This window comes from Vibrio sp. 10N.222.49.C9, from assembly GCF_041474985.1.
Lineage (GTDB): Bacteria > Pseudomonadota > Gammaproteobacteria > Enterobacterales > Vibrionaceae > Vibrio > Vibrio crassostreae_C.
In genome coordinates, this window is the sequence record NZ_JBFRVD010000024.1 from 61,072 (window position 1) to 85,311 (window position 24,240).

Annotated in this window: 19 protein-coding genes and 1 pseudogene; 9 read left to right on the top strand and 11 right to left on the bottom strand. The window is 45.4% G+C overall.

Features of this window, described 5'->3' with window-relative positions; translation table 11 throughout:
• Nucleotide 1: 1 nt before the first annotated feature.
• Both dtd and AB4585_RS11125 read right to left on the bottom strand, forming a co-directional pair.
• Nucleotides 2–436, bottom strand: coding sequence for a D-aminoacyl-tRNA deacylase (gene dtd / locus AB4585_RS11120; protein ID WP_004735590.1), 435 nt, complete (start codon nt 434–436; stop codon nt 2–4).
• The gene (locus AB4585_RS11125) at nt 408–1,349 is read right to left on the bottom strand and encodes a virulence factor BrkB family protein (RefSeq protein ID WP_372154379.1); all 942 of its coding nucleotides are present in this window, start codon (nt 1,347–1,349) and stop codon (nt 408–410) included. The genes dtd and AB4585_RS11125 overlap by 29 nt, the downstream gene beginning before the upstream one ends.
• Nucleotides 1,350–1,391: 42 nt before the next feature.
• Here AB4585_RS11125 and AB4585_RS11130 point away from each other — a divergent pair, with 42 nt between their 5' ends.
• Nucleotides 1,392–2,033, top strand: coding sequence for a DUF2959 domain-containing protein (locus tag AB4585_RS11130; protein WP_029235366.1), 642 nt, complete (start codon nt 1,392–1,394; stop codon nt 2,031–2,033).
• Nucleotides 2,034–2,064: 31 nt separating this feature from the next.
• Nucleotides 2,065–2,595 (top strand): AAA family ATPase, encoded by a 531-nt coding sequence (locus AB4585_RS11135; protein WP_017063061.1) that lies wholly within the window; start codon nt 2,065–2,067, stop codon nt 2,593–2,595.
• Nucleotides 2,596–2,757: 162 nt separating this feature from the next.
• On the opposite strand, the gene typA is transcribed toward AB4585_RS11135, so the two are convergent.
• A complete protein-coding gene (typA, locus tag AB4585_RS11140; protein WP_017059220.1) occupies nt 2,758–4,593 on the bottom strand; it encodes a translational GTPase TypA in 1,836 nt (611 codons plus the stop codon).
• 562 nt (nt 4,594–5,155) lie between these two features.
• On the opposite strand from typA, the gene glnA reads away from it, so the two are divergent.
• From glnA to AB4585_RS11165, 5 genes are all read left to right on the top strand, one after another.
• Nucleotides 5,156–6,565 (top strand): glutamate--ammonia ligase, encoded by a 1,410-nt coding sequence (gene glnA, locus AB4585_RS11145; protein WP_017059221.1) that lies wholly within the window; start codon nt 5,156–5,158, stop codon nt 6,563–6,565.
• Nucleotides 6,566–6,779: 214 nt separating this feature from the next.
• Nucleotides 6,780–7,343, top strand: coding sequence for a DUF4124 domain-containing protein (locus AB4585_RS11150; RefSeq protein ID WP_372169823.1), 564 nt, complete (start codon nt 6,780–6,782; stop codon nt 7,341–7,343).
• 168 nt (nt 7,344–7,511) lie between these two features.
• A complete protein-coding gene (glnL, locus tag AB4585_RS11155; RefSeq protein WP_019826501.1) occupies nt 7,512–8,588 on the top strand; it encodes a nitrogen regulation protein NR(II) in 1,077 nt (358 codons plus the stop codon).
• A 121-nt stretch (nt 8,589–8,709) separates the two neighbouring features.
• Nucleotides 8,710–10,113 (top strand): nitrogen regulation protein NR(I), encoded by a 1,404-nt coding sequence (glnG, locus tag AB4585_RS11160; RefSeq protein WP_017059224.1) that lies wholly within the window; start codon nt 8,710–8,712, stop codon nt 10,111–10,113.
• A gap of 108 nt (nt 10,114–10,221) precedes the next feature.
• Entirely contained in the window at nt 10,222–12,804 is a 2,583-nt protein-coding gene (locus AB4585_RS11165) for an EAL domain-containing protein (protein WP_372169824.1), read from the top strand.
• An 83-nt stretch (nt 12,805–12,887) separates the two neighbouring features.
• Here the strand turns inward: AB4585_RS11165 and hemN are convergent, their stop codons facing one another.
• The 5 genes from hemN to AB4585_RS11190 form a co-directional block, all read right to left on the bottom strand.
• Nucleotides 12,888–14,279 carry an oxygen-independent coproporphyrinogen III oxidase gene (gene hemN, locus AB4585_RS11170; RefSeq protein ID WP_372169826.1) on the bottom strand — a complete coding sequence of 464 codons (1,392 nt, stop codon included), beginning with the start codon at nt 14,277–14,279 and terminating at the stop codon, nt 12,888–12,890.
• Between the two features lie 346 nt (nt 14,280–14,625).
• Nucleotides 14,626–15,114 carry a DUF2489 domain-containing protein gene (locus AB4585_RS11175; protein WP_004735578.1) on the bottom strand — a complete coding sequence of 163 codons (489 nt, stop codon included), beginning with the start codon at nt 15,112–15,114 and terminating at the stop codon, nt 14,626–14,628.
• Nucleotides 15,115–15,120: 6 nt separating this feature from the next.
• Nucleotides 15,121–15,678 (bottom strand): Der GTPase-activating protein YihI, encoded by a 558-nt coding sequence (gene yihI / locus AB4585_RS11180; RefSeq protein ID WP_017060163.1) that lies wholly within the window; start codon nt 15,676–15,678, stop codon nt 15,121–15,123.
• A complete protein-coding gene (locus tag AB4585_RS11185) occupies nt 15,678–16,316 on the bottom strand; it encodes a class I SAM-dependent methyltransferase (RefSeq protein WP_010433503.1) in 639 nt (212 codons plus the stop codon). The genes yihI and AB4585_RS11185 overlap by 1 nt, the downstream gene beginning before the upstream one ends.
• Nucleotides 16,317–16,873: 557 nt before the next feature.
• Nucleotides 16,874–17,491, bottom strand: coding sequence for a cytochrome c (locus AB4585_RS11190; RefSeq protein ID WP_012602993.1), 618 nt, complete (start codon nt 17,489–17,491; stop codon nt 16,874–16,876).
• A gap of 148 nt (nt 17,492–17,639) precedes the next feature.
• Here AB4585_RS11190 and yihA point away from each other — a divergent pair, with 148 nt between their 5' ends.
• The gene (yihA, locus tag AB4585_RS11195; RefSeq protein ID WP_017631972.1) at nt 17,640–18,299 is read left to right on the top strand and encodes a ribosome biogenesis GTP-binding protein YihA/YsxC; all 660 of its coding nucleotides are present in this window, start codon (nt 17,640–17,642) and stop codon (nt 18,297–18,299) included.
• Between the two features lie 100 nt (nt 18,300–18,399).
• Nucleotides 18,400–18,537: pseudogene (locus AB4585_RS11200) on the top strand (GTP-binding protein); the annotation flags it as partial.
• Nucleotides 18,538–19,044: 507 nt separating this feature from the next.
• Here the strand turns inward: AB4585_RS11200 and polA are convergent.
• The 3 genes from polA to hemB form a co-directional block, all read right to left on the bottom strand.
• Nucleotides 19,045–21,843 carry a DNA polymerase I gene (polA, locus tag AB4585_RS11205; protein ID WP_372169829.1) on the bottom strand — a complete coding sequence of 933 codons (2,799 nt, stop codon included), beginning with the start codon at nt 21,841–21,843 and terminating at the stop codon, nt 19,045–19,047.
• A 679-nt stretch (nt 21,844–22,522) separates the two neighbouring features.
• A complete protein-coding gene (locus AB4585_RS11210; protein ID WP_372169831.1) occupies nt 22,523–22,957 on the bottom strand; it encodes a GNAT family N-acetyltransferase in 435 nt (144 codons plus the stop codon).
• 76 nt (nt 22,958–23,033) lie between these two features.
• On the bottom strand, nt 23,034–24,077 hold the full coding sequence (gene hemB / locus AB4585_RS11215) for a porphobilinogen synthase (protein WP_017060158.1): 1,044 nt from the start codon (nt 24,075–24,077) through the stop codon (nt 23,034–23,036).
• Between the last annotated feature and the right edge of the window lie 163 nt (nt 24,078–24,240).

Consider the following 24,240-nt stretch of genomic DNA (forward strand, 5'->3'; position numbering starts at 1 on the left):
CCTAAACCTGCAGCCAGAATGTCACTGGGCCATCATTAACCAAAGACACTTTCATGTCGGCTGCGAATCGGCCACGTTCCGTTGGCAACACTGATTCACACTGGTCAGAGAAATAGTTGTAAAGACGCTCAGCATCTTCTGGGTGAGCACCACGAGAGAACCCTGCTCGAGTCCCTTTCTTGGTATCGGCCGGCAGAGTGAATTGAGACACCACTAATACCTTACCTTCTACTTGCTTCACGTTGAGGTTCATTTTATCGTCTTCGTCTCCAAAGACACGATAAGTGGTCACTCGTTCCATCAAACGTTTGGCTTTGGCTTCGTCGTCACCTTTTTCTACGCCTAACAAAACTAATAAGCCTTGTTCAATCTCACCAACTACTTCGCCATCAACACGGACGGCAGCTTCACTTACTCTCTGGATCAGTGCTATCACTGTTGTTTCCTTGCTCTGTGATTTTGTCGTTATCCGAAGAGTGTACCATTTCTTGCGTGTCACTCCACTGTTCGTGCTCACCGAGCGCCGCCGTCACCTCAGCACCAACCAATACGATGAGCCAACACAAATACACCCAAACAAAAAGAATCGGAATCGCCGCTAAAGCGCCATAGATCAGCTGATAAGAAGGGAATTGAGTAATGTAGGCCGCAAAGCCTTTCTTACTGAGTTCGAACAACAGAGCTGCAACCAGAGAACCTGCCGCTGCGTGAGAAAAATGTATCTTTTTGTTGGGAACCAACAAGTACAAACCGAAGAACGCAAAGAAAGAGAGAATCAAAGGCAGTTTGCGAATTACGGTATTAAAGGCGCCAGATACTACCTCGTTTTGCAGCAAGCTCAATGATGTCACATAAGAAGTAGCAGCAATACTCGCCCCGACTAGAATAGGTCCTAGCGTAAGCACCATCCAGTACATAGAGAAAGACAGCACCGCACGTCGCTTCTCGTCGACACGCCAGATGTAGTTTAAGTTCTTATCAATATTTGAGATCAGCATCAGAGCTGCAATGAATAAGAACACACTGCCCACCGCCGTCATTTTTCCGGTATTGGCAACGAACTCTAACAAAGCACCGTGTACGGCATCCCCAGACGCGGGAACAAAGTTGGTAATAACGAAGTTTTGAATCACGATACCAACATCAGCAAAGATGGAAAATGATGACAAGATAGAGAGCAGAACCGTCAACATCGGTACGATCGAGAGCAAAGTAATGTACGCCAAGTAGCCCGCATTCACGTTGACTCTATCGTGCGTCATTCGCGCCAAAAGATAGCGAGAAAACTGAATACTGAGTGTGGCGACCTTTTTTATCTTCAACTTGTAACTCCCTTGTAACTCGTTCATAGTCCTAATTAATATTCCGTTACTTAACTATAGGAAACTAGGATGCCTTATTTAATAGTTATAGTCCTCTCTATTTTTACTCTTACTGGATGCCAATCAGCTTATTACTCCGCCATGGAGCAAGTGGGCTATCACAAGCGTGACATTATGGTTGATAGAGTGGAAGACGCTAAAGAGTCACAGCAGGATGCTCAGGAAGAGTTTACCAGCGCACTTGAAGCACTCAGCAGCCTGACTAACTTCAGTGGCGGCGACCTTGAAGACATGTACAACCAAATCAATGATAAATACCAAGACAGCGAGAAAGCCGCGCAAAATGTCAGTGACCGCATTGCTGCGATTGAAGATGTGTCGGATGCGCTGTTTGAAGAGTGGCAGAGTGAGTTAGATCTCTACACCAGTGATTCACTGCGCCGCTCGAGCGAGCAAAAACTTCGTGAAACTAAATTGTCTTACCAAACGATGCTGTCAGCAATGAAGCGCGCCGAGAAGAAAATGGACCCAGTGCTCAATACCCTTCGCGACAACACGCTTTACTTGAAGCACAACCTCAATGCGAGCGCTGTCGGTTCACTGCAAGGTGAGTTTATGAGCTTAGAAAAAGACATCGCGTACGCGATCAAACAGATGAATGCAGCGATTGCCGAGTCGGATAAATTCCTTGCTCAGCTAAATCAGAAGTAACGCCTGAAAAGACAAAACAAGATAAGCCCGTATGAACCCAATCATTATAACTGGCGGCCCTGGTGCCGGAAAAACCACACTGATAAATGCGTTGGCTGGTGCGAGTTACCCCACCTTCGCAGAGTCCTCTCGCCAGTTAATAGAACAGCAAAGTCAGCTTGAAAACGGTATCTTGCCTTGGGTAGACCTTCCCGGCTTTGCTGAGCTTTGTTTAGGTGTGATGAGCGAGCAAAAAGACCAAGCCAATCAACATCCGATTGCCTTTCTCGATCGCGCTATTCCAGACATTTGTGGCTATTTGGCTCAGGCTAACCTAGAGATAGATGCGGCCTACCGAGAAGCAAGCAAAGGCTACCACTCACAAGCCTTGTTCTGTCGCCCTGAGGCTTCAATTTATGTACAAGATGATGTGAGACCTTATCCGTTTGAGGAGGCGCTAGAGATTCACCACGCGTTAGAAAGAGTCTACCAAGAACTTGGCTATGAGGTGGTTGAAGTGCCGTTTATGCCAGTCGAAGAACGGCTTCAATTCGTTGAGCGTTACTTAGGTATCAAAAGCTAGATCCCCAACTCGGTCGTTCCTCCCTCTTGAGGATGACGAAGACTTAAACACTCTTCGTATCTCGTTTAACCGTATCTAAACAAACTAAAAAACAAAAGCCCCGAGCAGCTAGGCTACTCGGGGCTTTCTTATCTACTTAGCTAGAAGCTAGTCAGCTGGCAATTAAGCCTTAGCTGGACGTGCTGCACGCTTACGTTCGTTTTCAGTAAGAAGCTTCTTACGGATACGAATGCTTACTGGCGTTACTTCTACTAGTTCGTCTTCGTCGATGAACTCAAGAGCTTGCTCTAGAGTGTGACGGATAGGTGGCGAAAGAACCTGTGCTTCATCAGTACCAGATGCACGAACGTTCGTTAGCTGCTTACCTTTCAGACAGTTTACTGTCAGGTCGTTTGAACGGTTATGAATACCGATAATTTGACCTTCGTATACTTCATCCGCGTGCTCAGCAAATAGACGACCACGTTCTTGTAGGTTGAATAGTGCGTAAGTCAGAGCTTTACCAGTTGCGTTCGAGATTAGAACACCGTTGTTACGTTGACCGATTACGCCGCCTTTGTGAGGACCGTAGTGATCAAATGAGTGGTAAAGAAGACCAGAACCAGACGTTAGAGTTAGGAACTCAGTTTGGAAACCGATAAGACCACGAGAAGGCATCATGAAGTCCATGCGAACACGGCCTTTGCCATCTGGAGACATATCAGTTAGCTCACCTTTACGTAGACCGATGTTTTCCATGATGCCACCTTGGTGCTCTTCAAGCACGTCGATAGTCACAGTTTCAAACGGTTCAGTTAGGTTGCCATCTTCGTCTTTCTTGATGATAACTTCTGGACGAGATACAGCTAGCTCGAAACCTTCACGACGCATGTTTTCGATCAGGATAGATAGGTGAAGTTCACCACGACCTGAAACACGGAAACGATCTGGGTTATCAGTTTCTTCAACACGTAGTGCAACGTTGTGTACTAGTTCTTTCTCTAGACGCTCAAGGATGTTACGTGAAGTAACGAACTTACCTTCTTTACCCGCGAACGGAGAAGTGTTTACTTGGAACGTCATTGTTACTGTTGGTTCATCAACAGAAAGCGGAGTCATTGCTTCAACATTGTTTACGTCACAGATAGTGTCTGAAATTTTCAGCTCACCAAGACCAGTGATTGCAATGATGTCGCCAGCGTTAGCTTGCTCAACTTCGTGACGGTCAAGACCTAGGTAACCAAGAACTGTACCTACTTTACCGTTACGTTTTTTGCCTTCTGCATTGACGATAGTTACTTGTTGGTTTGGTTTAACAGAACCACGAGTAACACGAGCAACACCGATAACACCTACGTAAGAGCTGTAATCAAGTTGCGAAATTTGCATTTGTAGTGGACCGTCAAGGTCAACTGCAGGCGCGTCTACTGTATCAACAACAGCTTGGAACAATGGTTCCATGTTCTCGCCAGTTTCGCCTTCAGTCATTGTTGCCCAGCCGTTTAGAGCTGAAGCGTAAACAACTGTGAAGTCTAGTTGCTCATCAGTAGCACCTAGGTTGTCGAAAAGGTCGAATACTTGATCCATAACCCAATCAGGACGAGCGCCTGGGCGGTCAATCTTGTTGATTACAACGATTGGCTTAAGACCGTGTGCGAATGCTTTTTGCGTTACGAAACGAGTTTGAGGCATTGGGCCATCAACTGCGTCAACGATAAGCAGAACAGAGTCAACCATAGACATGATACGCTCAACTTCACCACCGAAGTCCGCGTGTCCCGGAGTATCTACGATGTTGATGCGGTAATCATTCCAGTTGATTGCTGTGTTCTTAGCAAGAATGGTAATGCCACGCTCTTTTTCGATGTCATTCGAATCCATGACACGCTCTTCAGCTTCACCACGAGACTCAAGAGTGCCTGACTGTTGTAGCAGTTTATCAACCAAAGTCGTTTTACCGTGGTCAACGTGCGCGATGATCGCGATATTTCTTAACTTATCAATCTGTGGAGTAGACATGGATTCTCGATTCACTCATAAAAGTAGCCGTCACTTATCTCAAAAGTTTGGATAATAACCGCTAGCTTGATTTAAAAAACGGTCAATAATATACCAGATTCTAGACAAAAACCCAGAAATATGTGATCTGAACCAAGGCTTTTTTCTTTATTAGCGATTCATATCCGCTTAACTTTGATTCAGTACAGTGTTGAGCAGCCAAATTCGTAGGACTCTAAAAAAGTATCACCTACGAGTGGCGAGCCAAATCTCCCGCAAAATAACAAAAGTGGATTGACAACTTAGGCAATTCATTGCTGAATGGTGCTCGCTTATGTCTCATATTGGTGCACAGACAAACAGTTGCACCAATAAAGTGCAACTAGAGATCATTTTGGTGCAAAAACCAGATTAAGCAAAATCGCAAAACAAGTAAATCATTGAAATTAATGGAATAATTTTTTTGGCACGTTTTTGGCAGTAGATAAATCAGCATCGATTAATGCACTTATAGACATTAATCAATGCTAGTTTCAACCGAATCGAGCTAATACCGAATTAATAACACTGGAGGTTATCCAAGATGTCAGTAGAAAATGTACTATCCCTGATCCAAGAGAACGAAGTTAAATTTATCGACTTACGTTTTACTGATACAAAAGGTAAAGAGCAGCATATCTCTATTCCTTCTCACCAAGTTGATGCAGACTTCTTCGAAGAAGGCAAAATGTTTGACGGCTCTTCAGTAGCTGGTTGGAAAGGCATTAACGAATCTGACATGGTAATGATGCCAGACGCAGCATCTGCTGTACTGGACCCATTCACAGAAGACGCAACACTAAATATCCGTTGTGACATCCTTGAGCCTGCAACAATGCAAGGCTACGACCGTGACCCACGCTCTATCGCTAAACGTTCTGAAGAGTACCTACGTTCTACAGGTATCGCAGACACAGTTCTAGTTGGTCCAGAGCCAGAATTCTTCCTATTTGACGACGTTAAGTTCTCAAACGACATGTCCGGTTCTTTCTTCAAGATCGATGACGTAGAAGCAGCTTGGAACACAGGTTCTGACTTCGAAGGCGGTAACAAAGGTCACCGTCCTGGCGTTAAAGGCGGTTACTTCCCAGTAGCTCCAGTAGATTCATCTCAAGACATCCGTTCAGCAATGTGTCTAGTAATGGAAGAGATGGGCCTAGTTGTTGAAGCTCACCACCATGAAGTAGCAACTGCGGGTCAAAACGAAATCGCTACTCGCTTCAACACGCTAACAGCGAAAGCTGATGAAACTCAAATCTACAAGTACGTTGTACACAACGTTGCTCACGCATTTGGTAAAACAGCGACATTCATGCCTAAGCCACTAGTTGGTGACAACGGTTCTGGTATGCACGTTCACCAATCTCTAGCAAAAGACGGCGTTAACCTGTTTGCTGGTGATAAGTACGGCGGCCTATCTGAAATGGCTCTTTACTACATCGGTGGTGTAATCAAGCACGCTCGTGCAATCAACGCGTTTGCTAACCCATCAACTAACTCGTACAAGCGTCTTGTACCTGGTTTCGAAGCACCTGTAATGCTTGCTTACTCAGCACGTAACCGTTCTGCTTCTATCCGTATCCCAGTAGTACCAAGCCCTAAAGCACGTCGTATCGAGCTACGTTTTGGTGACCCAGCAGCTAACCCATACCTATGCTACTCAGCAATGCTTATGGCTGGCCTTGACGGCATCAAGAACAAGATTCACCCAGGCGAAGCTATGGATAAAGATCTATACGACCTTCCTGCAGAAGAAGCAGCTGAAATCCCAACAGTTGCAGAATCTCTACAAGAAGCTCTAGCAGCGCTTAGCGAAGACCGTGAGTTCCTAACAGCTGGCGGCGTATTCTCTGACGATTTCATCGATTCTTACATCACTCTGAAATCTGACGACGTACAACGCGTGAACATGGCTACACACCCACTTGAGTTTGAACTGTACTACTCAGTTTAATCTCCTGTAGAGATAAGCCATTTCTTACTGCAACCTTGTAAGAATCGCTGGCTAAATATTAGGCTCGCCTCGCAGGCGGGCCTTTTTTATATTCTCTCGACGCTCCCCTCCTCGTACCATACCTTAGACAAAAGCCCTCAGAGGCTGTCGCGCTAAATACAATAAAACCAACGCCAAACGTGAAATCACCTAGCGGTGAAAAGAGGCTAAAGATATGAAAAACATACTGTTCATAATCGGGTTAACAGTCGCGCTCTCGTGCTCTGCTCAAACGGTGTATACCTGGGTAGATGAAGATGGTGTGCTCCACTTTAGTGATAACCCTAGCGCTCAAGATGCCGAGGCTCTTCGCCTGCCAGATGTGCAAGCTTCAGCACCCGCCCCTAAATTTGAGGCCTCGACTCCGGTTGACGCCGCAGCTTCCTCTACAACTAAAACGCCAGCTAAAACCCAGGCAGAAACCGAAACCACAGAGCGCGAGGTTCCCACTCAATTAACTCTCACCATGCTGACTCCAGTTCATGATCAAACCATTCGCAACAACCGCGGCTTAATCCCGATTCAGATAGAGCTCAACCGAAAACTTGGTATTGGGGAGCAATTACAATTGATGCTTGATGGCCGTCGATATGGCGCCCCACAGACCCAGCCTATTTGGGAATTAAAAGGTATCGATCGAGGTACTCACACCATTGCAATTCAAGCACATAGAAGCGGCAAGCTTATTGCATCTACTAGTCCAGTCACCGTGTATTTACATCGAGCGACGCTCAAGTAGGCCAATGTGTTAAAAGAGGCCAAATAACCTCTACTTTTCACCTAATCGAAGCAGCTTTCAGCGACTCTAATGAATTATCTTTAGCTTCTGGTTGATATGCGCCATACTTGAACTTAGCCACGCACCAATTTGGTGCAGTGAGAAAAACACCAGTTCAAGGACGAAATAGTGAATCGATCAGCCAAAAGCGACAGCATAGATACACATCATCTTTCCAGCGCCATTCTCGACAATATGGTGACTTCGACATTGATGCTCGATGAGCAATTGTATGTCCGATACGCCAATCCGGCCGCTGAGCAGCTCTTTTCACAGAGCGCACGACGCATCGTTGATCATCCACTGAGCCAACTTATCCAACACGCTTCACTTGATTTGGCACTGTTGACGCAACCGCTACAAAGTGGCCAGAGCATTACCGACAGTGACGTTACCTTCGTTGTTGATAACCGCCCACTGATGCTTGAAGTCACGGTTAGCCCAATATCTTGGCAGCGAGAGACGCTGTTATTGGTTGAGATGCGCAAGATAGACCAGCAAAGACGCCTTAGCCAAGAGCTCAACCAACATGCACAACAACAAGCGGCTAAGTTGCTGGTACGCGGGTTAGCACATGAGATCAAAAATCCACTAGGTGGCTTAAGAGGTGCGGCGCAGTTACTTGGGAAAATGCTTCCTGATCAGTCTCTTAATGAATATACGCAGATCATTATTGAGCAAGCCGACCGCTTAAGAGCATTAGTCGACCGCCTGCTTGGCCCACAGAAGCCGGGGACTAAATCAGAAGAGAACCTTCACCAGATACTTGAGAAAGTCAGGCAGCTCGTAGAGCTCGAATCGGGTTCAACGCTCGCCATCGAAAGGGATTACGACCCGAGCCTACCGGACATCTTGATGGATTCGGCACAGGTTGAACAAGCGATGCTCAATATCGTGAGCAATGCAGCGCAGATTCTAAAGACTCAAGATTCTGGCAAAATCACCATTCGCACCAGAACGGTGCATCAAGCAAATATTCACGGGCAGCGACACAAACTCGCAGCTCGTATTGAGATCAGCGATAACGGTCCGGGCATCCCCGATGATTTAAAAGACACGCTGTTTTACCCAATGGTCAGCGGACGAGAAGGTGGAACAGGGCTGGGGCTATCGATTTCTCAAAACCTGATCGATCAACACAATGGGAAAATTGATGTTGAAAGCTGGCCAGGCAACACCACATTCACGATTTATCTACCGATTTAGGTCATAAGAACCTCGCTATTGGACAGCGAGATGAAAGGCTTAGCTCGGTAACACAAAGATTAAGACATCATAAAAACAACAATGATTATCACAATAGATTTGGCTGTAAAGGAATTGAATTATGAGTAAGGGATACGTTTGGGTCGTCGATGACGACAGCTCTATCCGCTGGGTAGTAGAGAAAACACTTTCATCTGCGGATATTAAGTGTGAAACATTTGCTGATGCTGAGAGCGTGTTGCTTGCGCTTGAGCGCGAGACACCGGACGTATTGGTGTCTGACATTCGCATGCCCGGCATTGACGGGATTGAGCTGTTGCATCAGGTTCATCAACGCTCTCCCGACCTGCCCGTGATCATTATGACCGCGCACTCAGACCTTGATGCGGCGGTGAATGCTTATCAAAAAGGCGCCTTTGAATATCTTCCAAAGCCGTTCGATATTGATGAAACACTGACTCTAGTCGAACGAGCGATCGCGCACAGCCAAGAGCAGAAACGCGAACAAGCCAGTGAGGTCGCTGAAGACACCAACGCGCCAGAAATCATCGGTGAAGCACCGGCAATGCAGGAGGTTTTCCGAGCGATTGGCCGTTTGTCTCGCTCATCCATATCCGTGCTGATCAATGGTGAATCGGGTACCGGTAAAGAATTGGTCGCTCACGCTCTGCATCGTCACAGCCCAAGAGCTAAGAAGCCCTTCATTGCCTTGAACATGGCAGCAATCCCCAAAGATCTGATCGAGTCTGAACTGTTTGGCCACGAAAAAGGTGCCTTTACCGGTGCTAACAGCGTTCGCCAAGGACGCTTTGAACAAGCCAACGGCGGCACCCTATTTCTGGATGAGATCGGTGACATGCCACTCGATATCCAAACTCGCTTGTTGCGTGTACTTTCTGATGGTCAGTTCTATCGTGTCGGCGGTCACTCTGCAGTTAAGGTAGACGTTCGTATCGTTGCCGCAACCCACCAAGATCTTGAGCGCTTAGTGCATGAAGGCGACTTCCGTGAAGACCTTTTCCACCGACTCAACGTTATCCGAATCCATATCCCGGCACTTCGCGAACGTAAACAAGACATTGAAAAGCTGACTCATCACTTCCTAGCATCCGCCGCCGAAGAGCTCGGTGTTGAAGTGAAGACACTGCATCCTGAGACCATTTTGAAGCTCAACCAGCTCAATTGGCCGGGTAACGTGCGTCAGCTTGAAAACATTTGTCGTTGGCTTACCGTGATGGCCAGCGGCAGCGAAATTCTTCCTTCAGACCTGCCACCAGAGCTGCTAGAAGAAAAAGTGGTGACCACCTCAGGAACTGGAGATAACTGGCAACAACTGCTCGCTAATTGGGCAAAGTGTGCGCTTGATTCAGGAGAAAAAGAGCTGCTAACTTATGCTCTGCCAGAATTTGAACGTATACTGCTAGAAGCTGCACTCCACCACACTAATGGTCATAAACAGGATGCAGCTAAGGTTTTGGGATGGGGAAGAAACACCCTAACTCGTAAACTCAAAGAACTGTACTAGACCTTATATGATTCTCGATGCAGCTACTTTTTAACCAAAAAAGTGTCGCTTGGTTTGAATAGTGTCGGTACAATTACAGTACACTATTCACCAAAATTGTAGCTAAAGATGTCTTTGAAAACACAAATTACTTTGAGAACCGCAGTGGTTCTGCCATTCGTGATGATTTTTCTGTTCACTATGGGTGTAATGGTTTTCACTCAAAAGCTAAGCTACAAAGAGATGGTGAGTGATGTTAGTGCACGCCAGCTGACATCACTGACTGACAATGTTCATCAAAGCCTGTCTAATTTTTTAGAAAAGCCATTTCACGCCAACCTCTCGCTCAGCCATAACATCGGCTACCACCATCTTTATCAAGCAGGCAATCTTAGTAAGGTCCAAGACTATATTTTTTATACGTTTTCAGACCATTACACTGCTGTACCTCAACTCGATGCGATCGGCTTTGGTTCTGAAGATGGTAACTACGTCGGTTTCCGCAAAGAAGCCAACAAAGGCTACACCTTGATGGTGCAAGACGAACGCACCAATGATCAGCTGGTCATTTACCGTGGCAGCAAAATTAGTGAAGACATTCGATCGGTGATTTCAGGTTACGATCCTAGAATCCGTCCTTGGTACACACCCATTGCGACACAGAAAAAACCGTTATGGTCACCAATTTATGCCAATGCTGACGAACGTCAAGAAATCACCTTATCTGCTCTAGCGCCTATCTATGATGATAATGAATTCAAAGCCGTCGTAGTCAGCGACATCAAAATCAATACCTTCAATGCGTTTCTCAGAAAGCTCAAAGATAGAACGGATGCCTCTGTTTACATCATCGATAAGCAGCAACGCTTGGTCGCGCACTCAGGCGGAGGCAGTGTCGTTTCATGGGGCACAGGACAAACCAACAAAGGGCAACGCAAACTAGCAACAGAGAGTGCTAATCCAGTCATACGTGAGAGTGCTAGCTACGTAGAGCAATTCCACCTAATCGAGAATTTGGGCGAGCAGCGCTTTAGTTTTAGCCTAGACAACGAACGCTACTTCAACCAAATCACCCCATACGAAGATGAGCACGGGCTCACGTGGTTTATTGGGGTGTCGATCCCTGAAAGCAATCTGCTCGGTGAATTGCCAGAAAATCAAAGAAACAGTTGGTTGCTTGGGCTAGCACTGAGCTGCATTGGGGTCATTGCAGGATTAATTGCCTTTAATCGCGCAACCCAACCCATCACCTCGACAGCGGATGCGGCAAAACGCCTTGCTAAGGGCGATTGGGACGCGAGCATGCCAAAAACAGGGCATATATATGAAACCAGCATGTTGGTCGAGTCATTCAATGAAATGACCAACAACTTAAAGGCTTCGTTTCATGCATTACAGTCTCAACTTACCTATGACTCATTAACCAAGCTATACAGCCGTGAAGGCTTTATTGACGCTGCCAAGAAACACCCCGACAACGAAAAAGGCACACTGTATTTGATTGGTATTGATCGCTTCCGAGACATCAATGACAGCCTAGGTCATTACAATGGCGACCAGCTACTTATCATTGCGGCCGCTCGTTTAAGAGGCACACTGCCATCCGAATACCTACTAGCTCGCACTGGTGGTGATGAGTTTGCCATCTACGCGCCAAACGTAACGCAAAGCGATGATGTTCAGCTGCTGACTAACCGCTTACTTCAAACCTTCGCTTCCCCATTTTCAATGGAATCGGAAAGCGTGGTGATTAAGGTATCGATGGGGATAGTGAATGTCTCGAATCTTCACGACATTACACTCCTGCTACGCAGCAGCAGCATTGCATTGAGCAATGCGAAACAAGACAAAACCAGTGTCTGTATTTATAGCCTTGAAATGGGCAAAGCATCGAGACATCGCACCAAGATGTTAGCGCGGATGAACCGAGCGATTGAGCTTCAACAGTTCGAACCGTTTTATCAGCCTATTATTGATCTGGAATCTGGCTCGACCATAGGAGCAGAAGCTTTAGCTCGCTGGATAACGGATGAAGGGGTGATCTCGCCACTCGAGTTCATTCCTCTCGCGGAAGAGAGCGGGCTCATTGACGATATCGGCAAGCAAATTCTACATAAGTCGTGTCGAGATACTGCCATCGCGATTGAATCAGGAAAGTGGAGCAAGGACTTCTCTATTCACGTTAACCTGTCGGTCGATCAACTGAGTGAAAGTGGCTTTGTGGAACAAGTAAAAGGCACGTTGCGAGACACAAATCTGCCAGCAAGCAACCTGACACTAGAGATCACCGAATCACGCATCGTCGACAACGACCCGACCATCATCGATAACATGCTGACTCTAAAAGCACTAGGGATATCAATTGCGATTGATGACTTTGGTACCGGCTATTCGTCACTGGCTTACTTACACAAACTGCCATTCGACAGCCTTAAGATCGACCGCAGCTTTGTCAGCAAACTTGATAAAGAGAACCTAGATAGCTCCATCGTCGCGGCCATCGTTAACATCACTAAGGGCTTCAAAGTAAGCTTGGTGGCAGAGGGCGTTGAAACACAGCAACAGGCTGAACTTCTCAAGCAGCTGCAGTGCCCGCTTGCTCAAGGCTTCTTATACAGTCGCCCAGTTCCGTTTGACCAATGGCCTACCGACCTCATCAACTCCAAGCAAAGTGCCAAGGTCAAACAAAATACCACTGAGAGTCTCACCTAAACCAGGCAGAAATCGAATGAGTCAGATACAAAAATGCCAGCATGATGCTGGCATTTTTTATTGTTCTATTCTCTATCGAGCGATTAGATAACGCGAGAGAATTGCTGCTGGCGAGCCTTTGCACGTAAGTATTTATCAAAACACATACAGATGTTACGGATCAGCAAGCGGCCACGCAGAGTAACGCGGATTTCTTTGTCATCGACTTCAACCAAATCATCGTTGATGAAGGTTTGTAGAAGCTCTAAATCTTCTTTGAAGTAGCGATTAAAGTTAACCGAGAACTCAGATTCGATCATTGTTTTATCAAGCTTGAAGTTACAAATCAGCTGCTTGATCACTTCACGACGTAGAAGGTCGTCACTGTCTAGAGCAACACCTTTCCAAAGTGCATGACGCAGGTCATTCACCTGAGCGTAGTACTTCTTCAGCTCTTTCTGATTTTGTGCGTAAGCATCACCAACCATAGAAATCGCAGAAACACCGAAACCAATTAAGTCAGCTTCACCTTGGGTGGTGTAGCCTTGGAAGTTACGATGCAGAATACCTTCACGCTGTGCTACGGCTAGCTCATCTTCAGGTAGTGCGAAGTGATCCATACCAATGAACTGGTAACCCGCTCCCGTTAGCGTCTCGATGGTATCTTGCAAGATAGCCATTTTCTCTTTCGCTTCAGGTAGATCTTCGTCTTTAATCTTACGCTGCGCCGCAAACAGCTGAGGCATGTGTGCGTAGTTAAATACCGATAAACGGCCCGGCTTCATTTCTAACACTTGCTTCAATGTTTCAGCGAAAAAAGCTTGAGTCTGCTTTGGTAGGCCGTAGATCAAATCCAGATTAGTTGAACGGAAGCCTAGCTCTTTCGCTCGTTTAACCATCGCAATGATGAACTCTTCATCTTGCTCACGGTTAACCAGTTTCTGCACTTCTTTATTGAAGTCTTGCACGCCAATGCTCAGGCGGTTGAAGCCTTCGTTACGCAGGTGGTCAAGTACGTCTAGCTCAATCTCACGCGGGTCAACTTCAATACTGATTTCAGCGTCAGCGGTGAAGTTAAACTCTTCACGCAAAATACTCATCAAACGAGTGATTTGTGTTTTGGTCAAGAACGTTGGCGTACCACCACCGAAGTGCAATTGCGTCACTTCACGGCCATTCAATAAAGAGGCGCGTTGGCGGATTTCATGTTCAATCACATCAAGGTACTCATCCGCTTTATGCGAGTGACGAGTAATGACTTTATTACAACCACAGTAGTAACAAAGCTTGTGGCAGAACGGGATATGCACGTAAAGAGAGAGTGGACGCTCAGGATATTGAGTACACGCCATGTCGTAATCAGCGACGGTAAACGCTTCATGAAACTCCAACGCAGTTGGGTATGAGGTGTAACGAGGTCCCGAATAGTTGTACTTGTTTAAGATCTCTTGATCCCAAACGATTTGCTGATTCGTTGTTACTGGCTTGCTCGACATAGCGGTATTTCCAATTTAGATCCGCGAGAACCTAAGGTCTCTCAAATCATTTTACATACATTAAAATATAGACGGGTTATTTTGCCACACGACCAGTAAGGTCGTTCCAAGACAAAATCAATTTTTCAGACAAAAACTCAGAACTGCTAGCTTGATCACTAACAAAGCGTCGGGATTAACGAGACGCAAAAGGTAAGAAGGCTCATTTAACATCGTCTATTAAAAGACAAGGCGACTTAAAAACAAGATGCATTTAAGATGAAAAGTCTTAAATGCATAGGTATTAAAAGCAGCGCGTCTAAAAACGGAATGTTAAACAAGCCTCTATATTTAAAAGTCTTAGTGACTAGATCATCTGAATGTTGATTTGGTTATTGAGAGGCTTAACCTTCTCCTGCAACCTTTTCAAATCTTCAATGACCGCATCATTCAAGCGAGTCTCCGCCTTATGGCGTGTGAGATTCTGCTGCATGCGCTCTTTCTTCGTCAGTTCCTGCCTTCCGTCTCCGCGAGCCATATCTTTTACGATATGGTACAGCTCAGAAAGAGCAGGATACTCAGAATCAAAATCGACACGCTCATCACCCTGAACGTTATCCATAATGATACACACTCGGATACTGATCTCAGGTAAGTCACACTGGCCTTGAATACCCGCTAAGCACAAAGTATTTACGTTGTCGTAAATCGTCGCGTTACGTTTTTCAATGGCAAGTGCTTGATGCTGCTTTTGCAACTCCGTCTGCTTCTTCACTTGAAGTAGAAGGTAACCTGCGTAAGAGCCCAAGCCGAGAATGATAATTCCACCAGCAATTGCTAATAAGGTTACGTTCATTGGCTATTAACCTTTAAAGCTGTCTAAGTCGAAGTCTTCGAATTGAGATAACAAGTCTTCGTCAGAGCTCGCTTTCTTCTTAGAGGCAACCGGTGCTTCTTCGAAGATCTCTTCTTCATCGTCTTCTGGCTCTAGTAGACCTAAGCGGCCCATTAGGTGTTCGATACGATCAAGTTTCTCATCAACAAACTTCTGTAGACCAGCACCTAGGTTTTCACCATTTTCGATACGATCTAGGAGTGTGTTCAGTTGAGCGTCATTCTCAAGCATCTCTAACTCTTGTTCGTTAGATAGCTTGCGCTCTTGTTTAGTCGGCTTCTTCGCTGGTTCAACGATCAGCGGAATTTTTTTCTTGCTGCCTAAACGTGGATCACGAGCTTGTGCAGCTTTACGCTGTTTTGCTTCGCTACCATCTGAGTGACGGCTGCCAGACTTAAGGCCTTTACGCTTTTTAACACGCTTACGTTCACGACCTTCAACATCAGATTCACTACGGTTACGAGTAACCATAGGCTCCGGAGCGCCAAGTGCTCCCGGCTTTCTTGATTTCTTACTACGACCCATTACTGCACTTTCCTCAGTAAAATTACATCATTTCCAAAAAATTCTAGTTCGAGCTTATCCCGCTCTGCCAAAAACTGGAATGTTTGACGACTAAAGAAGACGACATGTGTCGGGTCATTCTTGTAGTGCCAACCAGCAAACGCGTCTACGTCTATTACTAGTTTAGTCATAAGACCAATCCAGCCCTTGGGTTTAACTAAATTCAACCATTGCTGCCACACTTTGTCTGGGTGATAAAGATGCTCTATCACCTCCGTGGCAGTCATAAAGTCATACGTTTTTTCCAACACAGAGGGTTCTGGGTGGTAATAGATATCGTACAACTCCATGGTGTGTCCGGCTTCTTCTAACATAATAGATAGCGTAGGGCCTGGGCCACAACCAAAATCCAACCCGTGTGAGTTAGATGAAATTTTGTCTGTTAGTGGATCCGCGATGCGAGATAAAAAGCGGCGATAGCCTGCATCACTAGGATCGTTCTCATGGAGATCATAGTGTGCTTTTTCTTCTTTTGCTTCTAACCTTTGTTCAGGTTTAACAAATACCAGTTCACATTGCTGACACTGCAGATAGGCTCTGCGTTTGTCTTCAAAATAGTGATTCACGCCTTGGTGATGGCATAAGGGACAAGTATACATAGCACATCCTTAAACAGGGATGCGAAACATACCAGAAACTGAGTTTATAGTGGAGAGGTATTGGGTGTTTTTTCATCAAATCAATAAAAAAAGCGATAGGAAAACCTATCGCTCTCTAAATCTGCCTATATCGGCCAAAATTTGCATACTCAACTTGGTACGCAAATCTCCATTTGTTATTGGTGCTTTCCATGCCAAATTTGTTTGTTGTTCATCGTCCTGATGAGTTTTGGCTATCCTTTTCTAACACCTTGTTGCTGGGCTGTCCTAGCCTGATCCATTTCTGTCTATACCGTTAGACTAGATGATCATCCATATCTAAGTCAGCTCCTAGCTGATGGCGGTTACTTTACCGTGTTACAAAAAGACTACAAGAGTGCGACTTCACACTTTTGTACACAAATCGATCACACATTGATAAATCAGACATAAACACAAAACGCATTAATAAAACCAATACAAAAGAAAACGCCCCGACCATTACTGATCGGGGCGTCTCTTCAATCTCGCTCGAACGTACATTCCTTTACTCTGGCTAAGAGCAAGAAACCGACAAATTAGTGTAAACCACCAACGTACTTCGATAAGGTATCAATATCAGCGTCTGTTAACTTTTTAGCTACATCACGCATCATCGCATTCATGTCGTTATTACGGTCACCATCGCGGAATTTTTCAAGTTGAGCCTTGATGTAATCTGCGTGCTGACCTGAAATCTTAGGGAAACCAGAAAGTTCGGTACCATTACCACGAGGGCCATGACAAGCAATACACGCCGTTACGCCGCGTTCTGCGTTACCCGCTGTGTAAAGAACCTTACCTTCATCTACTACATTTTCAGGAGTAGAGTTACTAGAGATAGGTAGAGAGGCGTAGTATGCCGCTAGGTCAGCCATATCTTCTTCAGATAAAGGCATCGCCATTGCACCCATTACAGGTTCGTAACGACCTTGCTTACCACCACTTGTCATACCTAGCTTAAGCTCTTTTAACTGCTTCTCTAGATACTTCTCATGTTGACCAGCCAGCTTAGGGTACTGAGTGATCAGGCTGTTGCCGTCAGCACCGTGGCAGGCAACACATGTTTGTGATTTGGCTTTACCAGCTTCAATACTACCTTGAGCCCATACTGAGCAGCTGGCTAAAAGACTCAAAATTAGCGCTAATTTCTTCATGACATTCCATTATAATTATCAAGCTTCCAGTACCACTCTATGTTGCCACTCATGGTACAATAGGCGACCTTATGCCGAGCACGGTTATTTTACACAAATTCACAAAAAAGTAATCAATCGACTACACAAAGTCGAGATGGAGTTAACAGTGAGCGTAAAAATTCATTATCAAAACACGCATTTCATTACCAGTGCACCTGATATTCGTCATTTACCAGAAGACGAAGGGATCGAAATTGCGTTTGCAGGACGCTCCAATGCTGGTAAATCTAGCGCGCTAAATCGCGTTACAAACCAAAAAAGCTTGGCGAAAACCAGTAAAACACCCGGTCGAACTCAGCTAATCAACCTATTTAAGGTAACGGACGGTTGTCATATCGTCGATTTACCTGGATATGGCTTTGCTCAAGTACCACTTGAGATGAAGAAAAAATGGCAGAAGTCGCTAGGTGAATACCTACAACGACGTGAAAGCCTGAAAGGTTTAGTGGTATTGATGGATATCCGTCACCCAATGAAAGACCTTGACCAACAAATGATCTACTGGGCTATCGATAGCCGCATCCCAGTACAGGTTTTGTTAACAAAAGCAGACAAACTGAAAAGTGGTGCGCGTAAAGCACAGCTACTGAAAATCCGTAACGATGCAAAATCTTTCGGTGGTGATGTTGCGGTTGATGTCTTCTCATCAATGAAGGGCATCGGCGTTGACCAACTGCGTGCCAAGATGGATGAGTGGTTTGCGCCTGCGCTTGCAGACCAACTGATCGATGAGTTAGCAGACGAAGAACACAACGATTCAGAGTAGTCTCTATATAGAGGGGGACTAGCTCGCCACTATCAAGTGTTCGCACCTTATCAATGCCCCTCCTTATATAGGCGGGGTATTTTTTTCTGTAAATTCGTGAGTTAAAGCGACCAACAATATCTCTTCGATGGCGCAATCCATCCAAATTACTGCCGAAGCCCTGAAATACAGCACCGAGAAACAACAGAAAATCATGGACTACATTGAGCATTCACCGACTCAATACACTGATAAATAAGGTGTAACCCATCAATCCTTTATCGATAACTTGTAAAATAAAAGTTATTTCAAGTGATAAAACAATCGACTTAGAGACGGATTTAAATTACCAAAAGCTGATCGAATTCCAGATCTAAGGCAAATCAGGGGTTTATCACTGTGCTTGAGAAAGTGTAATAAAAGGCACTAAAAATGAGAGGTTTTACGGGGGAATGATAGGTTGGAAATATTTTTCTTTCGCACAAGAAAAAACGCCCCAGTCAAATACTGACTGGGGCGGCTGAATCAGCCTAATCCAATAACGTGAAACAAAAGGTCTGAAAGATAGAACATCTTACCTCTGTACCCTACGAGATTTAATGTACAACAATTGCTCAGAAATGAAAACAATTTTTGTAGTTTTTTTTCATGAATGTTTTATTAAAACACCTAAATTTTTATTACGACTTAACTTTATTTGAGACAAAAAAAAGCCAGTGTTTGTGCACTGGCTCATACTAATTTGCTTATTAAGGTCAAAAACTGATTAGTGGGCTTGATCCCAGTTGTCACCGTGGCCAGCTTCCGCGACAAGCGGCACTTCTAGCTCTGCAGCGGATTCCATCAATTCTTGTACTTTACTTTCAATTTCGGCTAAAGATGACTCTTCCACTTCAAACACCAATTCATCGTGTACCTGCATAAGCAGTTTTACACGACCATCGCCTTCCGCTTGAATCCACTCATCCACCAACAACATCGCTTTCTTAATGATGTCCGCTGCTGTGCCTTGCATTGGCGCATTGATCGCCGCGCGTTCAGCAGCTTTACGACGCATGCCATTACGAGATTGAATCTCAGGAAGGTGCAGTCGACGACCGTAAATGGTTTCAACGAAGCCTTGCTCTGAAGCAGCACTGCGCGTGTCTTCCATATACTGCATTACGCCAGGGTAACGCTCGAAGTAAGTGTCCATGTAGTGCTGTGCTTCGCCACGAGGAATACCCAGTTGCTTAGCCAAGCCAAAGGCACTCATACCGTAGATAAGACCGAAGTTAACGGCTTTAGCACGACGACGCTGTTCAGTGGTAACTTGATCAATAGCCACGCCGATAATCTCAGCAGCCGTTGCCGCGTGAATATCTTTGCCTTGTTGGAATGCTTCCAGAAGCGCTTTATCACCCGAAAGGTGCGCCATGATACGCAATTCAATTTGAGAGTAATCGACCGCTAGAATCTTCCAGCCATGTTGTGCAACGAATGCTTGGCGGATACGACGACCTTCTTCATTACGAATTGGGATGTTCTGTAGGTTTGGATCTGTTGAAGACAAACGACCCGTTGCTGTCACCGCTTGGTGATAAGACGTATGAACACGACCCGTTTCAGCGTTGATCATCTTCGGTAGTTTATCTGTGTAGGTAGACTTGAGTTTCGCAAGGCCACGATACTCAATGATCAGCTTAGGTAGCGGGTAATCAAGAGCCAGCTCTTGCAGCACTTCTTCGTTGGTTGAAGGTGCACCTGATGGCGTTTTCTTGATAACAGGCAGACCCATTTTCTCAAACAGGATCGCTTGCAGCTGTTTTGGCGAGTTCATGTTGAACTCTTGCTCTGCAATCTCGTAGGCTTTCTGTTCTAGCTCATCCAATCGAACCGCAATCTCTTGCGATTGAGCGCCTAGCAGCATGTCATCGATGAATACGCCAGTGCGTTCAATGCGAGACATAACAGGGATCAGTGGTACTTCGATTTCTTCATAGATGGCTTTTAGCTTTTCATCTTGCTCAATGTTTTCCATCAAACGGTTATGAAGACGTAAAGTCACGTCAGCATCTTCTGCTGCGTATGGAGACGCTTCACCCAGCTCAATCTGGTTGAAAGTAAGCTGCTTCTTACCTTTACCTGCGATTTGCTCAAATGAGATGCAGCTGTGCTGAAGGAAACGCAGCGCTAGGCTATCCATATCATGCTTGCCGCCAACGCTATTAAAAACATAAGACGCTAGCATGGTGTCGTGCTTGATGCCTTTCATCTCGATACCGTAGCGCGCTAAAACGCTCATATCGTACTTCAGGTTTTGACCGACTTTAGCCTGTGCGTCATCTTCAAGAATCGGCTTAAGCTGTTCAAGTACCCAATCACGGTCGAGTTGTTGAGGTGCATCTAGGTAATCATGGGCAACCGGTACGTAAGCGGCAACGCCTTCTTCGGTTGCGAATGATAGACCAACAAGGTTAGCCACCATGTAGTCCAAGCTGTCTGTTTCAGTATCAAAGGCAAACACCTCTGACGCTTTCAGTTTCTCTAGCCACGCATTAAAAGAGGCTTCATCTAAGATGGTTTCGTAGTTGCTGCGATCAATCGTCACTGCAGAGGTGTTCATTTCTACGGTAGAAGTGGTTGATGCCGTGCTGCTACGCACAGCACCCGACTTTTCATCCGCCTCAACCACGCCGCTGCCGCCTTCAAGTAGCTCGTTCAACCAAGATTTGAAGACCAGTTGACCGTATAGCTTAATCAGCTCATCCGTGTTTGGTTGGGTTTTTACGAGTGACTCTGGTGTCTCTTCTAGCTCGACGTCCAGTTTGATCGTTGCAAGCTCGTAAGACATCTCAGCGTTGTCTTTATTATCAATCAGCTTCTTAGCCATGGTCTTTGAACCACGGAAGCCAAGCGCCGCAATATCATCTAGGTTTTGGTACAACTTCTCGATGCTACCAATGCCTTGTAGTAGAGCAGTTGCTGTTTTGTCACCAACACCTGGAACGCCAGGAATGTTATCCACTTTATCGCCCATCAGTGCAAGGTAGTCGATAATCAGCTCAGGTGGGATGCCAAACTTCTCTATCACGCCTTCGCGATCCATAACCACGTTGGTCATGGTGTTGATCAAAGTAACGTTGTCATCAACCAGCTGCGCCATATCTTTATCGCCAGTACTGATCAAAACCGGCATGCCCGCTTTAGATGCTTGAGAAGCTAGCGTACCAATCACATCATCCGCTTCAACGCCTGGGATCGAGATAAGTGGTAGACCCATTGCGCGAATCACGTTGTGCAAAGGTTCGATCTGACAACGTAGATCATCCGGCATAGGTGGACGATTAGCCTTGTACTCTGGGTACATGTCATCACGGAACGTCTTTCCTTTTGCATCAAAAATAACCGCAATACGATCAGAAGCAAATTGACGCATCATGCTGCGCAGCATGTTAACTACACCGTAAACCGCGTTAGTCGGGATATCACCATTGCTCATGGTGCCAGGGTAAGCATGAAACGCGCGATATAGGTAAGAAGAGCCATCGATCAGAATCAATGGATTATCAGGAATACGAGCCATAATGTTTGTGTATCCAGTAAGTACAGAAATTATCTGTTAAGAATGCCACGTCTGTTGGTTGGATTCCACGTTGTCGATCTGTATCCGTTCACTCGGTTGTGTTCGTTATAATCGATTTGTTGTTATTTTTTGTTCTTAGACGCAAGCGTTCTGTGGATAACTCTGTTTATATTATTTATCCACCCTGTTGAGAACTACGGTGAACAACTCAAAAAACACCAATAAACAACTGAAAATAAAGAATAATTTTACAGATCGAACAGATGATCAACGATCTTTTCTCGATCTTGCGTTGTGGAAAAGAATGCTGATGGCGTTTTATTCATAAAAATACGTGCCACTAAATATGCATCTTGTTGAAATGGTAGGTATAAAAAAAGCGACACCCGAAGATGTCGCCTAGCAAAAACCGGTAAAGCCATTCAAATTGAATACCACAGCTTTACCTAAAAGCTATAAATTACACTGGAAGCAATGTGAGCAATGTCGTGTCAAAAAGAACTTAGTACAAGTTCGCGAGAATTCTGTTGGGTAACCAAGTAGATACTTGAGTACTTAACATCCTTGTGAACATTTCCTCATTCCCTAAGACGAAGTTAATAATAATGATTCTCATTTAATAGTCAACAATTAAATGATAATAAATCTCATTTGTTTTATAAACCGTTAACAGCAGTGCTTAAATTTGCTTCAAAAAATGGATTCTATGGTCATTAATGTCTTCTTTTTCTTCAAATCTTTCGATTAGGTAACCGTTTCTCAATAACAGGCGCAACATTGCAGGGAACTGGTTACGAGACTTAACCTTTAACTGTCTGTAGCCCTGCTCTTTCGCCCACTGTTCCTGAACGTCTAATTGCGCCTGTGCAACGCCTTTGTTCCTCGCGAGCGGTGACACGCCACCAAACCAGCTGTAAAAAGTATCTTGATCCAATTCATAGCCGATCTTAAAGCCAAGCAACACGCCAGCTTCTTCAGCCACTAAGATAAGGCTCTTTTTCCCTGCCAGCCGATCTGACAGAGAAGCGACACTCTCTTTTTTAGCGAACTCAGAGATCTGCTCGACCACAGACACCACTTCTTCTAAAGAACCTTCACGTACGACAACTGACATCTTATTCATCCTTATAAACGAAAGGGCTGGCACAATGGCCAACCCTTTACTGATCACTTAAGTGAGATCTACACGGTTACTTTTCTTTTAAATGCTCAGCAGCTTGTGCGTTATCTTCAGCAAGCCACTCTGCGACATCTTTAGCGAAGTAAGTAAGAATGCCATCAGCGCCAGCACGCTTAAAGCACAACAGTGATTCCATGACGGTTTCGCGCTCTTTCAGCCAGCCGTTTTGAATCGCCGCTTTGTGCATCGCGTATTCACCAGATACTTGGTAAGCAAACGTAGGCGCTTGCAGTTCGTGCTTAACACGACGAACAATATCAAGGTAAGGCATGCCTGGTTTCACCATCACCATGTCCGCACCTTCATTAAGATCCATCGCGACTTCGTGAATAGCTTCATCGCTGTTGGCTGGATCCATCTGGTAGTTCTTCTTGTTACCACCTTTCAGGTTCGAAGCACTGCCGACTGCGTCGCGGAATGGACCGTAGTAGCACGATGCGTATTTCGCGGAGTACGCCATAATTTGAGTATGAATATGACCTGCTTCTTCTAACGCTTCACGGATCTTACCAATGCGACCATCCATCATATCTGACGGTGCAACCACGTCAGCACCTGCTTCAGCGTGTGATAATGCTTGCTTGATCAAGACTTCAGTCGTCTCGTCATTCATCACGTAACCATCTTCATCGATGATGCCGTCTTGGCCGTGAGTGGTGAACGGGTCTAGTGCTACGTCAGTAATAACGCCAATGTTTGGCACATGCTCTTTTAGTAAACGTACAGCGCGCTGCACCAAACCTTCTGAGTTATGAGCTTCAGCTGCGCATAAACTTTTAGCATCTTGGTTCACGACTGGAAATAGAGCAATCGCAGGAACACCCAGTTTTGACAGGTAATCTGCTTCCTCGAGCATGTAGTCGATCGACAAGCGTTCAACACCTGGCATTGACTCGACAGGCTCGCGGCGGTCTTTACCCATCAGGATAAACATTGGGTAGATTAGATCATCCACAGACAATTGATTTTCTGCCATTAGGCGACGGCTAAAGTCGTGCTTACGCATACGGCGCATACGGCGACCTGGGAATTGACCTTGAATTGAAACAGACACTAGATTCTCCTTGCCTAGTCTAAGCACCGAAATACTTAGATATGAAAAGTGCTAAATACAGGCAAAAGCATATCACTGATGGCTCAGGACGCTAGCAGTAAAATATGAAACCCACTCAAAAACAGGGATAAATGGCAAAAAATGACCTTCTCCTCACACTGCC